The 13,679-nt window shown below is 64.3% G+C and carries 13 protein-coding genes and 1 pseudogene; 7 read left to right on the top strand and 7 right to left on the bottom strand.

The genetic code is table 11. The features are described from left to right. The first annotated feature begins 4 nt into the window (after positions 1 to 4). A complete protein-coding gene (locus tag J5M73_RS23880) occupies positions 5 to 2,443 on the top strand; it encodes an alpha/beta hydrolase (protein ID WP_207816274.1) in 2,439 nt (812 codons plus the stop codon). A gap of 15 nt (positions 2,444 to 2,458) precedes the next feature. Here the strand turns inward: J5M73_RS23880 and J5M73_RS23875 are convergent, their stop codons facing one another. Next, positions 2,459 to 3,442 carry a GlxA family transcriptional regulator gene (locus J5M73_RS23875; protein ID WP_115580571.1) on the bottom strand — a complete coding sequence of 328 codons (984 nt, stop codon included), beginning with the start codon at positions 3,440 to 3,442 and terminating at the stop codon, positions 2,459 to 2,461. 92 nt (positions 3,443 to 3,534) lie between these two features. On the opposite strand from J5M73_RS23875, the gene inhA reads away from it, so the two are divergent. Further along, on the top strand, positions 3,535 to 4,221 hold the full coding sequence (gene inhA, locus J5M73_RS23870) for an isonitrile hydratase (protein WP_207816273.1): 687 nt from the start codon (positions 3,535 to 3,537) through the stop codon (positions 4,219 to 4,221). Positions 4,222 to 4,242: 21 nt separating this feature from the next. Here the strand turns inward: inhA and J5M73_RS23865 are convergent, their stop codons facing one another. After that, the gene (locus J5M73_RS23865) at positions 4,243 to 4,587 is read right to left on the bottom strand and encodes an antibiotic biosynthesis monooxygenase (RefSeq protein ID WP_102861775.1); all 345 of its coding nucleotides are present in this window, start codon (positions 4,585 to 4,587) and stop codon (positions 4,243 to 4,245) included. 25 nt (positions 4,588 to 4,612) lie between these two features. After that, the gene (locus tag J5M73_RS23860) at positions 4,613 to 5,245 is read right to left on the bottom strand and encodes a LysE family translocator (RefSeq protein WP_102861776.1); all 633 of its coding nucleotides are present in this window, start codon (positions 5,243 to 5,245) and stop codon (positions 4,613 to 4,615) included. An 87-nt stretch (positions 5,246 to 5,332) separates the two neighbouring features. Here J5M73_RS23860 and J5M73_RS23855 point away from each other — a divergent pair, with 87 nt between their 5' ends. Beyond that, positions 5,333 to 6,658: a PLP-dependent aminotransferase family protein gene (locus J5M73_RS23855; protein ID WP_115580573.1), complete on the top strand. Its 1,326-nt coding sequence runs from the start codon at positions 5,333 to 5,335 to the stop codon at positions 6,656 to 6,658. A 369-nt stretch (positions 6,659 to 7,027) separates the two neighbouring features. On the opposite strand, the gene J5M73_RS23850 is transcribed toward J5M73_RS23855, so the two are convergent. Continuing rightward, positions 7,028 to 7,831: an aminoglycoside phosphotransferase family protein gene (locus J5M73_RS23850; RefSeq protein WP_207816272.1), complete on the bottom strand. Its 804-nt coding sequence runs from the start codon at positions 7,829 to 7,831 to the stop codon at positions 7,028 to 7,030. Between the two features lie 358 nt (positions 7,832 to 8,189). On the opposite strand from J5M73_RS23850, the gene J5M73_RS32180 reads away from it, so the two are divergent. Then, positions 8,190 to 9,620 carry a tetratricopeptide repeat protein gene (locus J5M73_RS32180; protein WP_180988532.1) on the top strand — a complete coding sequence of 477 codons (1,431 nt, stop codon included), beginning with the start codon at positions 8,190 to 8,192 and terminating at the stop codon, positions 9,618 to 9,620. Between the two features lie 78 nt (positions 9,621 to 9,698). On the opposite strand, the gene J5M73_RS23840 is transcribed toward J5M73_RS32180, so the two are convergent. Further along, positions 9,699 to 10,157 (bottom strand): SRPBCC family protein, encoded by a 459-nt coding sequence (locus tag J5M73_RS23840; RefSeq protein WP_102861781.1) that lies wholly within the window; start codon positions 10,155 to 10,157, stop codon positions 9,699 to 9,701. Positions 10,158 to 10,351: 194 nt separating this feature from the next. Between J5M73_RS23840 and J5M73_RS23835 the strand changes: the two are divergent. From J5M73_RS23835 to J5M73_RS23830, 3 genes and pseudogenes are all read left to right on the top strand, one after another. Next, positions 10,352 to 11,173, top strand: a pseudogene (locus tag J5M73_RS23835) (ADP-ribosylglycohydrolase family protein); the annotation flags it as partial. Positions 11,174 to 11,224: 51 nt separating this feature from the next. Then, positions 11,225 to 11,674 (top strand): GFA family protein, encoded by a 450-nt coding sequence (locus tag J5M73_RS31915; RefSeq protein ID WP_308412655.1) that lies wholly within the window; start codon positions 11,225 to 11,227, stop codon positions 11,672 to 11,674. A gap of 36 nt (positions 11,675 to 11,710) precedes the next feature. Next, positions 11,711 to 12,109 (top strand): lysozyme inhibitor LprI family protein, encoded by a 399-nt coding sequence (locus tag J5M73_RS23830; RefSeq protein WP_102861783.1) that lies wholly within the window; start codon positions 11,711 to 11,713, stop codon positions 12,107 to 12,109. 104 nt (positions 12,110 to 12,213) lie between these two features. On the opposite strand, the gene peaD is transcribed toward J5M73_RS23830, so the two are convergent. Continuing rightward, on the bottom strand, positions 12,214 to 13,332 hold the full coding sequence (gene peaD, locus J5M73_RS23825; protein ID WP_102861804.1) for a quinohemoprotein amine dehydrogenase subunit beta: 1,119 nt from the start codon (positions 13,330 to 13,332) through the stop codon (positions 12,214 to 12,216). Between the two features lie 23 nt (positions 13,333 to 13,355). Then, positions 13,356 to 13,679: a quinohemoprotein amine dehydrogenase subunit gamma gene (gene qhpC, locus J5M73_RS23820; RefSeq protein ID WP_102861784.1), complete on the bottom strand. Its 324-nt coding sequence runs from the start codon at positions 13,677 to 13,679 to the stop codon at positions 13,356 to 13,358.

Raw genomic sequence — 13,679 nt, 5'->3', positions numbered from 1 at the left:
GCCCATGAGCAAGCCCCTGTTGTACCTGCTGGCGGGCAATGGCAGCGCCGCCGACTGGTGGGACGATGCCCTGCCGCACTTTCAGCGCTATCAGGTGCAGCCGCTGGAACTGCCGGGCTTTGGCGACAATCCGCTGCCTCCTTGCAATGACCTCGGTGAGTACGCCGAGGCCTTGCTGGGCATGACGGCGCCGGGCAACGCGATTGTCGCGGTGGGGGTCAGCGCGTTGATCGTGCTGCACGCCTTGCAACGCCGCCCCGGGCATTTCTCGCGCAGTGTGCTGCTGTCTCCGGTGGGGGCCTTTCTCTGGCAACGGCGCCTGCCGGCACTGATGTCGCCGCTGCCGGCGCGCCTGCTGATTCATGGCTTGCTCAGCCATAAACCGACCCTGTTCGCCGGCAAGTTCTCGCGCCAGCCGTGGACCCAGGAGCAATACCAGCGCATGGGCTCGGGCTATGCCCGCTGCCGGGCTTTCGTGCCGCTGTGGCAACAGCTGCGGGCCGACACCGCGCTGCCACTGCTGGAGTGGATCAAGGACCCGGTGCACCTGGTCTGGGGCGACCAGGACCGGCTGCTGGGGATGGCCCAGGCTGCGGCCTGGTCGGCGATCCTGGCCCGGGCCGACCTGCGGATCAGCCTCAAGCCGGGCTGGGGCCATTACCCCTGGATCGATGCGCCGACGGCGTTCGTCGACTGGCTGGAGTCCGCCGATCCGGGCTTTGTCGCCCACACCAAGGGCGGCCGCCTGCACCTGGCGCAACTGGCCGGCCAGCCGGTGCCCAGCGCCCTGTCCCTGGACAGCGCCGGCGACCCGCGCTTGCCGGCCCTGCTCGCCAGCCAGCCGCAGGCCCTGTGGGCGGTGCGTTCTTCCAGCTACGGCGAAGATCAGGCCGACTCGGCCAATGCCGGGCTGAGCACCACTTACCTGCGGGTCGCCAGCGCGGACGTGCCTGCGCGTATCAGCGAGCTGCGGGACGCCGGCGTCGAGGAAGTGGTGGTGCAGCGCTTCATCCAGCCGACCCTGTCGGGGATCGCCTTCGTGCGTCATCTCGCGGTGGAGCTGGAGTGGGTCGAAGGCCATCTGGAAAGCCTCGCCGACGGTCAGGTCAGCCCCCAGCGGGCGGTGCTCTCGCGGCTGGGCAGTGCCTGGGAAAGTGGCCACTTCGCCAGCACCCAGGGACTCGACGCCAGTGCCTTGTGGGACTTCCTGCAAGGGGTGCTGAAGGTCTTCCACTATGTGCCCGGCGATGTGGAATGGGCCTGGGACGGTCAGCAACTGTGGCTGCTGCAGTACCGCCCCATCAGCGACTACGGCTGGCGCCGGCACCTGACCGCAGCCAATATCGCCGAAATCCTGCCGCCCCAGCCCAGCCGCTTCGTCGAGTACGGCCAGCGCCGCGCGGCGGCGAGCATCCCGGCGATCATGGCCCGCTGGGACAGCCGGGTGCTGCAGGACAACGAACCCTTCACCGCGGTGTTCGGCGGGGCTTCCTATATCAACAACGACCTGTTCCTGGCGCGCCTGGCCGATTGGGGCCTGCCCTCCTCCAGCTACGCCGGGGAAGTCGGTGGCGCCACCCCGGAGCTGCCCCTGCGCCCGCTGCGGCTGCTGCGCTCGCTGCCGCGTTTCCTGCGCATGCAGCACGTTGCCCGAGGCCATCTGCTGACCCTGGAACGCGGCCTGCGGCGCTTCGATGACGAGTTGGCGCAGTTGCATCAGAGCGCTGCCGATGGCCAACAACTGGCGGACTGGTTCAGCCGTTTCTATGTGTTCGTGGTGCAGGGCAACCTGTGCATCGCCACCGCCCTGGCCAGCAGCGGCGGCGCGCTGCTGGGGCGCCCGCCCACCGCCTACGACAACCTGGACCACAGCCCCCATCGCCTGCCCTGGGAAACCGACCCCGGCACCCCGCGCCCGCCCTGCACGGAGTTGCCGCTGCAGGCTTTCCCGCACTGGAGCCCGGCCATCACCCTGGCCCACCGCCTGGGTTTGCCGGGCATGCGCGGCTACTACCTGCAAGTGCGCGAGTGGTACCGGGACAACCTGATGCGGATCTTTTTCCGCCTGCACCACGCCGTGCCCGAGGCCGATCGCGGCTACTGGTTCGCCCCCCACGAGCAGCCGCGCAGCCGCGGCGGCAGCTTCTGGCAGGACGGCCGCGAAGGCAGCGAGCAGGCCGCGGGCTTCATGATCTATCCGGGGCAGGTCCAGGGCGTGCTGGGGGTCGATATCCTCCTGGAAGATACCCTCGATCCCGGGCGCCACGCTCACTACCAAGCGGCCCGGGCCGTGATCGCGCGCATGGGTGGGCGCCTGTCCCACGGCTCCACGCTACTGCGGGAACTGCGCAAGCCGTCGGCGGTGCTGCCGCAAGTGGACACGGCCTGGGTCGGCCGCGAAGTGCTGTATAGCGACGGCCAGCTGAGCCTGGTCGAAGGCTGAACCGCGCCCCTGGGCTCAGACCTGCTCGGTGCTGGCAAAACGTTCGCGGTAGGCCTGGGGCGTCACCCCCAGGGCCCGCAGCAGGCTGCGGCGCAGGGTTTCTTCACTGCCAAAACCGCATTGGGCGGCGATGCGTTTGATCGGCAGGCCGGTGTCGGCCAGCAGGCGCCGGGCGGTTTCCACGCGGATCAGTTCGATGGCCCGGGCCGGGGTCTGGCCGGTGTCGGCGCGGTAGTGACGGACGAAGCTGCGCTCGCTCATGCCCGCCTGCTGGGCCAGGATCGGCAAGGTCAGCTCGCGACTGAGATTCTCGGCAATCCAGGCGTGCAAGCCATCGAAACGCCCGCCGCTGTTTTGCAGCGACAGGGTCACGCTGAACTGCGACTGGCCGCCCGGGCGCTTGAGAAACACCACCAGTTGCCGGGCCACATCCAGCGCCGCCTCGCGCCCCAGGTCGGCCTCCACCAGGGCCAGGGCCAGGTCGATACCGGCGGTGACTCCGGCCGAGGTCCACACCGGGCCATCGTTGATAAAGATCGGATTGGGCTCCACCCGCAGCTGCGGGTATTGCTCGGCCAGTTGATCGCAGCGGGTCCAGTGGGTCACCACCCGGCGCCCGTCCAGCCAGCCACTGGCGGCCAGCAAAAAAGCCCCGGTGCAGACCGAGGCCACCCGCCGCGAGGCCGTTGCGCGCTGGGCGACCCAGGCCACCAGCTGCGGGTCCCGAGCCGCCTCATAGACGCCCCAACCGCCGGCAATGATCAAGGTGTCGCAGGCCACCTCCGGCGCCGGCAGGGCCTCGGCCAGCAGCGCCAGCCCCGATGAACTCAGGGTCGCCCCGCCCGGGTTGGCAATGACCCTGGGGTTGTAGGGCAAGGGCAAGCCCAGGCCACGGGCCCGGTCATTGGCCGAGGCAAACACCTGCAACGGGCCGGTGACATCCAGCAACTGGGCATTGGCGAAGGCCAGGACAAACACATTTTTCGCGGAGCTGGACATGATTGGCGTAAATCGAGGGCAGGTTGGCGTATGCGCCAAATCCTAGAACGCTAGAGTCAAGCCGTCCACCCCACCCACACAAGGAACAGGCCATGACAGTGCAGATAGGTTTTCTGTTGTTTCCAGAGGTTCAACAACTGGACCTGACCGGTCCCCACGACGTGCTGGCCTCGCTGCCCGACGTACAGCTGCACCTGCTCTGGAAGGAAACCGGGCCGGTGATCGCCAGCTCCGGCCTGGTGCTACAGGCCACCACCGGCTTTGCCGACTGCCCGCCCCTGGATGTGCTCTGCATTCCCGGGGGCGCCGGTGTCGGGCCCTTGATGGAAGATCCCCAGACCCTGGCGTTCATCCGTCGGCAAGCGGCCCGGGCGCGGTATGTGACCTCGGTGTGCACCGGCTCCCTGGTGCTTGGCGCCGCCGGCCTGCTGCAGGGCAAGCGCGCCACCACCCACTGGGCCTACCACGAACTGCTGGCACCCCTGGGGGCGATCCCGGTGCGCGAGCGGGTGGTGCGTGACGGCAACCTGCTGACCGGCGGCGGCATTACCGCCGGCATCGACTTCGCCCTGACCCTGGCCGCCGAACTGTTCGACGCCGCCACCGCGCAGCGGGTGCAACTGCAACTGGAGTACGCCCCGGCGCCGCCGTTCGAGGCCGGCAGCCCGGACACCGCCCCGGCCAGCGTGGTGCAAGAGGCCCGCAGCCGGGCAGCGGATTCCCTGCACAAGCGCCGGGAGATCACCCTGCGGGCGGCTGCCCGACTGCAAGCCGGCTGAGCCGCGCAACGCCTCCTCCCTTCAGGCGCGGCGTACCTGCCCATGGCGATCATTGCTCAGCAACTGAGCAATGGCGCCGTCACCATAAGTGCGTTCGACTTTGGAAATCACCACCTGATAACCGGCGTACCAGCGCCGGTACTGGCGCTTGGCTTCCAGGTGCCTGGGGTGACGGGCAAAGGCCTGGATCGAAGCCTCATCCTCCCAGTAATAACTGGCATTGATCAGCGCCTGATCCGCGCTGGTCCAGGATTGGGCGCCGACAAAGCCCGGCAAGCTGATGGCAATTTCGTCGATCAGCGCGCTGAGGCGATGGAACTCCTCGTCCCGCTGGCCCGGCTTATAGATAAAGGCGGCGATGTACATGCTTGAACTCCGTTGAGGTGATAAGTCAGACCGGCCGGGCCAACAGTGCCAGGCGCAAAGCCAGCGCCAGCAACACCGCCGCCAGCAGCCAGGATTGCAGCCGGGCAAAACGTGCCGTCGTGCCGGAGAAGCTCCGTGTCAGGAGCGCGCCGAAGATCCCCAAGCTGGTGTGAAAGATTCCGCTGACCAGGGTCAGCAACAGTCCCAGGACAACCAGCTGCAAGGCGATGCTGCCGTGAGCCGGCCGGACGAATTGCGGCAGGAACACCATGAAGAACAACAACGCCTTGGGGTTCAGCAGGCTGTTGCACAGGGCCCGGACAAACACCGTGGACAGCGGCACCCGGACGGCATCGACGAGGTTCAAGGCGCCGTTACCCGCCAGGGCTTTCCAGGCCAGCCACAGCAGGTAGGCGACCCCGGCATAGCGGAGCAGATCGAACGCCGGTGGCCAGCTGGCCACCACGGCGGTGACGCCTGTGGCCGTGAGCAGGGTCAGGCCGATATCCGCCGCGCCAATCCCCAACCCCGACGCCACCCCACCGCGCCAGCCATAGGCCACGCCATGGCTGATGACAAAGGCCATGTTGGGCCCCGGCGACAGCAGCAACAGCAACACGGCGCCCAGGAAGATCGACAGAGTGGAAAGGTCCGGCATGTGCGCGCTCCTGCGCAAAAGCCGCTAGATTAGGCCCCCTATCTGATACAAACAAAAAAGTGTTCTAGATACACAAGGTGGCCGAGCATGCGCCGTACCCGCTACAAAACCATCGTCGATCACTTCGCCCAGCGCATCCGCGCCGGCCAGCTGTGCCCAGGCACCCAGCTACCGACGGTTCGGGCGCTGATGGCCAGCGAGCAGGTGGCACTGGCCACGGCGCTGCGGGTCTACCACGAGCTGGAAGCCATCGGCCTGGTGGTGGGCGAGCCCGGGCGCGGCACCTTTGTCCGCGACACCAGCCTGCCCCGGGGCATGGGCCTGGAACAGCACCCCGCCGGCGCCGCCTCGGTGGACTTGTCGTTCAACTACCCGTCCCTGCCCGGCCAGGCGGAAAGCCTGCGCGAGGGCCTGCGGGCGATTGCCGCCTCCGGCGACCTGGATGCCCTGCTGCATTCCGCGCCCCAGGGTGGGCGCCCCCATGAGCGCCAGACCGCAGCGCGGCACCTGCGCAACCGCGAGATCCGCGTCGCCGCCGAGCAGGTACTGATCGTCAACGGCGCCCAGCAGGGGCTGGCGGTGAGCCTGCTGGCGCTGCTCCAGCCCGGGGATATCCTGGCGGTGGACGCCCTGACCTACCCGGGCCTCAAGACCCTGGCCCAGGTCCAGCGCCTGGACCTGGAACCACTGCCGCAACACAACGGCCAGATGGACCTCGACGCCCTGCAGGCCCTGTGCCGCCGGCGCCCGGTGCGGGCGCTGTACTGCATGCCGACCCTGCACAACCCGCTGGGCACAGTGATGCCCCTGGCCGAACGTCGACGCCTGGCGCAACTGGCCCGCGAGCATGACCTGCTGCTGATCGAGGACGGCGCCTACGCTTTCCTCGCCGAACCGGCACCGCCGCCGCTGCAGACCCTGGCCCCGGAGCGCACGCTGTACATTTCCGGGCTGTCGAAAAGTGTCGCTTCGGGATTGCGCCTGGGGTTTATCGTCGCGCCGCCGGAGATGATCCCGGCCCTGGAGCGGGCTATCCGCGTGTCGACCTGGAGCACCCCGTCGCTGACCGTGACCCTGGGCTGTCGCTGGATCGAGTCGGGGCTGGTGGACAGCCTGGAAGAGCAGAAGCGCAACGATGCCCGCAGCCGCCAGCAGCTGGCCAGGCGGGTACTCAAGGACTGCGATGTTCAGGCCTGGCCATCGTCGTATTTTCTCTGGCTGACATTGCCTGAAGGCTTGCGAGCCGAGGCCGTGGTGTCGGCCCTGGAGCATCAGGGGGTGACGGTGACTTCGGCAGAACCCTTCGCCACCACCGCTCACGTGCCCCAGGCTTTGCGGGTAGCCCTGGGCTCCATTGGCCTGCCGCTGCTGGAACAGGCCCTGGTAAAAGTCCGCAACGAAGTCACCCGCTGAGCGTGAGCACTCCGGGTTGCGGCCAGCACATCACCCGCCGAACTCAACCACTATTCGTAGGAGCCGGCTTGCCGGCGAAAGCGACCTGAACAGCCCCTTCGCCGGCAAGCCGGCTGCTGGGTTTATCGAGGACTGCGGTACTGGAAAATGCAGACGAAAAAAAACCCGCCGAAGCGGGTTTTTTCCAAGACCATCATGACTTCCTGTCTGCAGCATCCGTGCTAATGGTCGATCTTCCTTGATCCTGAGCGCTTCCTGCGCTGCAGTTGTGGGAAAGAAGATTAAACACAAAGCCCGGTGCGCAGAAGGCGCATTGAATTACAGCGCGTGTAGGAAATTCGCTATAGCTCACTTACGCAAACCCCTAGCTCAACACGCCAGTGCCTGAATGGCCAAAGCCGCGACTTTGAGCTGGTGGCGGGCTCCGGCCTGGTGGTCATCCTGGAGGAACCAGGCGGCGGACAGGCCACTGAACGCCAGCACCCATTGCACCAGGCGTCGAGGATCGAACTGCGCCGCTGCGGCGATCACCTGCACCTGCCGGGCAAAGCGCAGTGGATCGGTGGCGCTGGGCAAATCCGGATTGCAGATCAGGTTGGCAAAGTCGAAGGTGCGCTCGCCGTACACGCGTTTTGGGTCAATCACCCGCCAGCCGCGCTCGCCGAAGTCCAGCACATTGTCGTGGTGCACATCGCCGTGCAGTACCACGAGGTCCCGAGGCGCGGCCAACAGTTGCTCGGCCATGGCCAGGCTATTGAGCAACAAGCCACCCTGCTGTTGCGCTGCCTCGCGCAGATCCTTGAACCAATGATCCAGGGGCAGCAACGCCGGCCAGGGTTGCGCACGTGGCGCATGCAGGCGCGCCAGCGTGGCGCAGACAATGTGGCTGACGGCGTCGTGCTCGCCCGCCAGGGCCATGCGCATCAATGAACGCGAGCCCTGCGCGCGTTCCATCAACAGCGCCTCAGCCTCCTGGGCATAAACCTGCGCCGCGCCCTCCCCGGCCCACCAGGCCATCAGGCGGTTACCGCCCTGCTCGTCCTCATCCAGGGCGAGTTTCAGCATCGCTGGCGCGCCGTCTTCCAGGCGTACGGGCAGCAAACGGCTGCCCGGGGTGACGATGGCCTCGCCATCGGGCAGCAGACGCCAACGTTCGAGATAGGTTGCGAACAAAAGAACAGCTCCAAACGGTAAGTGGTCAGTTTCGGGGCACCGAAGCTGAGCCGCAACTTGATGGTGAAGCTTGCCACTGACGGCATCCACAGCCCCCGGCCATTGCGCGAAGTGATGCAGCCATGCCTCACCTGTAGTCTCCCGATGCGGATGAGAGCGGCCAACATCGGCCTGAAGTTACTCTGCTGCTCGAGCTTGATAGACGCCGTGCACAAAACTGCTGGCCCTGTTAGTGTGCCTCGGCAAAAATCATCGCCCCCCCAACTGCTCGGTACGACAAGAGTGCTCCTGCAATCGGTAGACCAGGCAAAAGTTACGGAGTCAAATACTTGATGGAGTGGATTCTAAGCAACAAGGAGTGGTTACTGAGCGGTATTGGTATCACGATACCGTCGATGCTCTTTGCCTGGTTCTTGCAAAAAAAAAATCGCGCAGCACAGACCCAGAGTCAACGCAGCGGCAACAACAGCACCAACCTGCAAGCAGGCCGAGACATAACCACCGGCAAGAAGAACAGCAAAAAATAACTCAGACCCAGCAGTCCGGAGCTGGCAGCTATAACAATCAGGCCGGCAGAGACCTGACCATCAACCACATCGATTTGCCGCCCGAGCTTCTGCAACAATTCAATCACGCAATCAACAACATGAGAAACTCCGCGGACAGTGAGAAACAGAACATTCTCCTGCTTCTTGAGCGCCAGGAATTCAGCAAGGCCGAAGCAGCACTGGACGCCTTGCTGACGCAGAGAAAGTCTTCATATGCCCAAGAACTGCTGGAAATTGCAGAGCTGTATCTGCCGTTGAACAAAGAAAAGTCCGGGCTTTGTTATGCACAGGCCGCGCAGGCGGGACAGGACAATCCCGAGCTGTTGAACAAGTATGCAATCTACTTGATGAATACAGGCAAGCTTGACGAAGCCCACACGGTATTCGACTTGCTGCTCGCAATGAGCCACTGCGACGATAAGGTCAGGGAACTCGCCCTCGGCAATCGTGGCGTGCTCTATAAAAACCAGGGCAAGTGGCAAGAAGCCATTAGCTATTTGCGTCAGGCCCAAGTGCTGTCCATCCGTAACAACAATAAAATCATTGAAACGTCGAACCTGAACAACCTGGGCGCCTGCTTCAACCACACGGGTGAGCTGAGCGAGGCCGGCTCCTGCATTCAACTGGCGCTGGAGAAGATCGAAAGCTTATTGGACCAACCGCAAACTGACCCCGATCTTGCCAAGCTAAAGTCCATACAAGCCAACGCCTTGAGCAACCTGGCCATAAACAAGAAAAAGCTCTTCTTGCAAAGCGCTAGGAGTGCATACCTGGACGAAGCCGAACAGCTCCTGAAACGCGCCATAGACATTGATCAGTCCAGCGGCAACAAGTCGTTTCTTATCCGCCACCACGGCAACCTGGCCAACATCTACAAGCTGCAAGAACAGTATGAAAAGATGCACAGACACTTGGAAAAAGCCCGCGTGCTTTCCATCAGCCATGGCACCTTGAAAGATAAATTGACGGTACAGGTCAACCTGGCCCAGGCCTACTACCAAGAACACAACCATCGGCAAGCGTTGCAAACCTACGAAAACTGCTTTGCCAACGAAAACATCTTAGAGTTTCGCCAATTGACGGCAACAGCGCTGTCAGGACTGGCCGATGTCCACAGGGCGCTGCATGAAGAACCGCAAGCCAACCACTGTGCGGCGCAAGCAAGGGCCCTGTTCGCGGAACTTGGCTCCAGCAGCGAAGTAGAGCGCATACGCAAGGATTACCCTATGGCCCGACCTTAAGGACCTTGCCCAAGTCCTCAAGGCCAAGGCTTTAGCAGCGGGGCATGCCTTCGCTCTACAGCTATGCCGATGAGCGCCTCAGCCCGCTTGCAAGTAGTTCTCTATCTGGCTCATCTGCTCGTCCCAACCACGGCTGTTCATGCGAAAGGCCTTGAGCCGACGCTCGCTGGGAATGCCGTCGAAGCCCGATTCGACCACCCGCAGCAAGGTGCCGCCGCCATGGGGTTCCAGTTCGAACTGCACCAGGGTGGTGGGCTCCGCCGAGTAGTCATGGGCCGGGTCAACGGGATAGGGATGCCAGCGAAAGGAAAACAGCTCTTCGGGCAGCATCTGCTCCACCTGCACATCCCAGGTCAGGTGTTCATAACCTGGGTAAGTGACCGCCCCCCGGGTGCGTTGGCCGGGAGCGAAATGCTGGCCCTGCAGGGCCACGCCGAACCAGCGACCGAAGGTCTCGGCTTCACTCAGTGCCGCCCATACCTGCGCCGGGCTGGCATGCAGCAGGATCTTGCGTTCGATGCGATCTGAAGAGTTCATGGATCACCTCCAGTGATGAGCACTAGCTCTGTACGGAAACTACCTGATCTTCGTTCGGCGGGTTTTCGTACAGACCTTAGACCTCTGTGAGTCCAGCGCAACCTTTATCTGGCCGAAGGCGCGACTGATCGTCCCCAACGAAAAATGCTACTGTCGCCGGCGCCACCGCACCTCTACTTTGCAAAGGATCTGCCATGCCCCTCTCCCTGATCGACCGCTACCGTGGCAGCCTGCTGGGCCTGGCCTGTGGCGACGCCGTCGGCACCAGCGTCGAATTCAAGCCCCGTGGCAGCTTCACGCCAGTCACCGATCTGCTGGGCGGCGGCCCCTTCAACCTCAAGGCCGGGCAGTGGACCGACGACACCTCCATGGCCCTGTGCCTGGGGGAAAGCCTGTTGCGCAAGGACGGCTTCGACCCGGCCGACCAGATGGGCCGCTACCTCAATTGGTGGCAATGGGGCTATTTGAGCGCCACCGGCGAGTGCTTCGATATCGGCATGACCGTGCGCCAGGCCCTGAGCGACTTCCAGGAACACGGCCAGCCCTTCGCCGGCGCAACCGACCCGCAAACCGCCGGCAATGGTTCGTTGATGCGCCTGGCGCCCGTGGTGCTGTTTCACTACCCCGACCTGGCCCGGGTCCGTGAATTTGCCGGCGCCAGTTCCCGCACCACCCACGGCGCCGCCGAAGCCGTCGAATGCTGCCAGTTGTTCGCCGGGCTGATTGCCAAGGCCCTGGGTGGCGCCAGCAGGGTGGAACTGCAACAGCTCGATGATCTGGCGTTCAGCCAGCCCAAGGTCGCGGCATTGGCCCAGGGCGGCTACCGGGAGAAAAGCCGCGAGCAGATTCGCGGCAGCGGCTACTGCGTCGACACCCTGGAGGCCGCGCTGTGGTGCTTCCAGCACACGGACAGCTACGCCGAAGCGGTGCTCGCCGCCACTAACCTGGGGGATGACGCCGACACCACTGCCGCCATCGTCGGTCAGCTGGCCGGAGCCTTTTATGGGGTCCAGGGGATACCGCCGCACTGGCTGGCCCAACTGCACATGGGCGATGAGATCCAGGCCATGGCCGACGACCTGCTACAAGCCTCGCAACGCCACGCCTCTGCCCGACCACTCAACGGCAGTTGCCTGTGCCAGGGCGTGCAATATCAGGTGCAACGCCTGGACATGCCCATCGGTCACTGCCATTGCCGGACCTGCCGCAAGGCCCATGCCGCGGCCTTTGCCTCCACCGCCGGGGTGATGCGCGAGCACTTTCGCTGGACCCGGGGCCAGGAGCTGCTGAGGGCGTTCGAGTCCTCGCCGGGCAAGCTGCGGCACTTCTGCTCGGTCTGCGGCTCTCACTTGCTGGCGGAGCGGCCGGGCCAGCCCCACGTGATCCTGCGGGTGGCGACCCTGGACGATGATCCGGGGCAGACGCCACAGGTGCATATCTGGACCTCCCACGATGTGCCCTGGCTGGCCGACGAAGCGCTGGAGCGCTGGCCCGAGTGGCAACCCAGCCGCGGCTAGACTGTTTTTTCTCATTGACCGACTGCGAGACTTTCCATGCGTCCGATCCTGCTTCTGGCCCTTGCGCCGCTGCTGCTGGCTCCATTGGCCCAGGCCTACGACTGCAACAGCAGCACCCAGACCGATATGAACCTGTGCGCCAACGCCCTGAACAAGGCCGCGGACAAGGAGCTGAATACCCTTTACCAACAGATCAACCAGCGCCTGAAAGACCAGCCACACAGCAAAAAGCTGCTGGTCAGCGCCCAACGCGCCTGGCTGGCGTTCCGCGATGCCGAGTGCGGTTTTTCCACCTCGGGGGTGGAAGGTGGCAGCCTGTATCCGGTAGCCTACAGCAACTGCATCACGGCCTTGACCAAGACTCGGGTGGAAAGCTTCAAGCAATACCTGAAGTGCGAGGAAGGGGATTTGAGCTGCCCGGTACCCAGGCAATAGGAGCGGGCTTGCCCGCAAAGCATCGGTAAGGACGCCCCACAGCGTGCGGGCCTGTTCGCCGGCCAGCCGGCTCCTACCACAGGAGCCGGCGGCGGGAGACGCAGTCAGCGGATGAAGATCTGCGCGGTGGTGATGGCCATGTCGCCCCCGGGCAAGGTGATCTTGCCGATCTGCTGCATGCTCTGCACATCGAAGATCGCTACGTCGTTGAAGGTCCCCGACAGGTAGATCTTGGTCCCCGCCCGGTTGAACGAGATGCAGTAGTAGGAGTGTTCCAGGGTTGCAGCCTGGAGCAGCTTCTTCTGCTTGATGTCGTACTTGGCCAGGCGGTTGAGCACGCCGAACATCAGGTTCGGGTCCTTGGGCGAACGCATGCCGCTGAAGTAGATTTCGGTCAGGGGGCCGAAGTCGGTGGTCTCGGTCTTGCCGGTCGCAAGGTCGACGCTGAACAGTCCGTACAGCGGCTCGGCGGTGGCCGGGTCCTGCTGCTTGTCCTTGAACTTCGCGGCGGTGTAGAGCAGCGAGAAGTCATGCCGGTAGGTTTGCTGGTTCCACACGTAGAGCACGTCCGGAGCGCTGTAGTTGGGACGTTGCCAATGGCGGCTGGGGATCAGCACCTCGAACTTGCCGGTCTTGACGTCAACCTTGTACAGGTCCGGCCCGGCCACATACAGGGTACCGTCATCACCGCTCTGCATGATGGTCAGCTGGCGCGGCGCGGGGAAGCTGCGCACCGGCTTGGCATTGAGCCCGGCGTCGGTGGCGTAGACATCCAGCCGCGGTTCCTTGACCTCGTAGCGATCATTGAGCAGCAAGGTCGGGTTGGCCACGGTGTACAGCTCCTTGCCGTCGTGGCTGACGGTGAAGGCGAACATCGAGCGCGCCTTCTCCCCCGGGTGCTGGGTGATGCTGGCGTGGAACACCTGCTTGCAGCTGTCGAGCTCGACGCCGTAGACATCCGCGTAGTGGTTGTTCAACACGTAGGCGATCTTGCGGTCCGGCGACAGTTGCACGGTGCCGGGGCCGAAGGCGTCGGGCATCTTGCAGGTCTTGTACAGGCTGTCGCTGGCCAGATCGATGACGTGCAGGTTGTTCGGGTAATTGGTGGTCACCATGTATTCGTGGCCACTGTTGAGGGCCAGGCCTTCATCGGCCAGAACGCTGAACGAGCAGGCGCCGAGAACCGCGAGTGCGACCAGGCCGCAGGCTTTGATGCTGTGCATGCTGGAATCCTTCTTCTTGTTCATCACTTGTCTTTCGGGAAGACAGTGCCGAGGTTGCGCCAGTTGTCGTTGGAGGCCTGGGCGTCCTTGTTCCAGTCGGGGTAGGTGCTCATCATGTCCGGCACCTGGGCCGGCCACCAGCACGGGTCGGAGCAGCCATAGAGGTCGGCCTCCATGGGCTGGCACAGGGACGAGACCCCGCCAAAGGCGTCGATTTCCCAGCCCGGGTCGGTGGTGGAAGCGCAACCGGCCACGGAGTTCATCGCCAGCACGTCTTCGATCCGGTCCTGGGCCGCAGCCTCGGTCAGTTTCTGAGCTTTGTTGTTGATTGGCTTGAGATGTTTCAT

This window comes from Pseudomonas sp. 50_B (assembly GCF_017491625.1).
Taxonomy (GTDB): Bacteria; Pseudomonadota; Gammaproteobacteria; order Pseudomonadales; family Pseudomonadaceae; genus Aquipseudomonas; species Aquipseudomonas danubii.
This window is presented reverse-complemented; position numbering and strand designations above follow the sequence as displayed.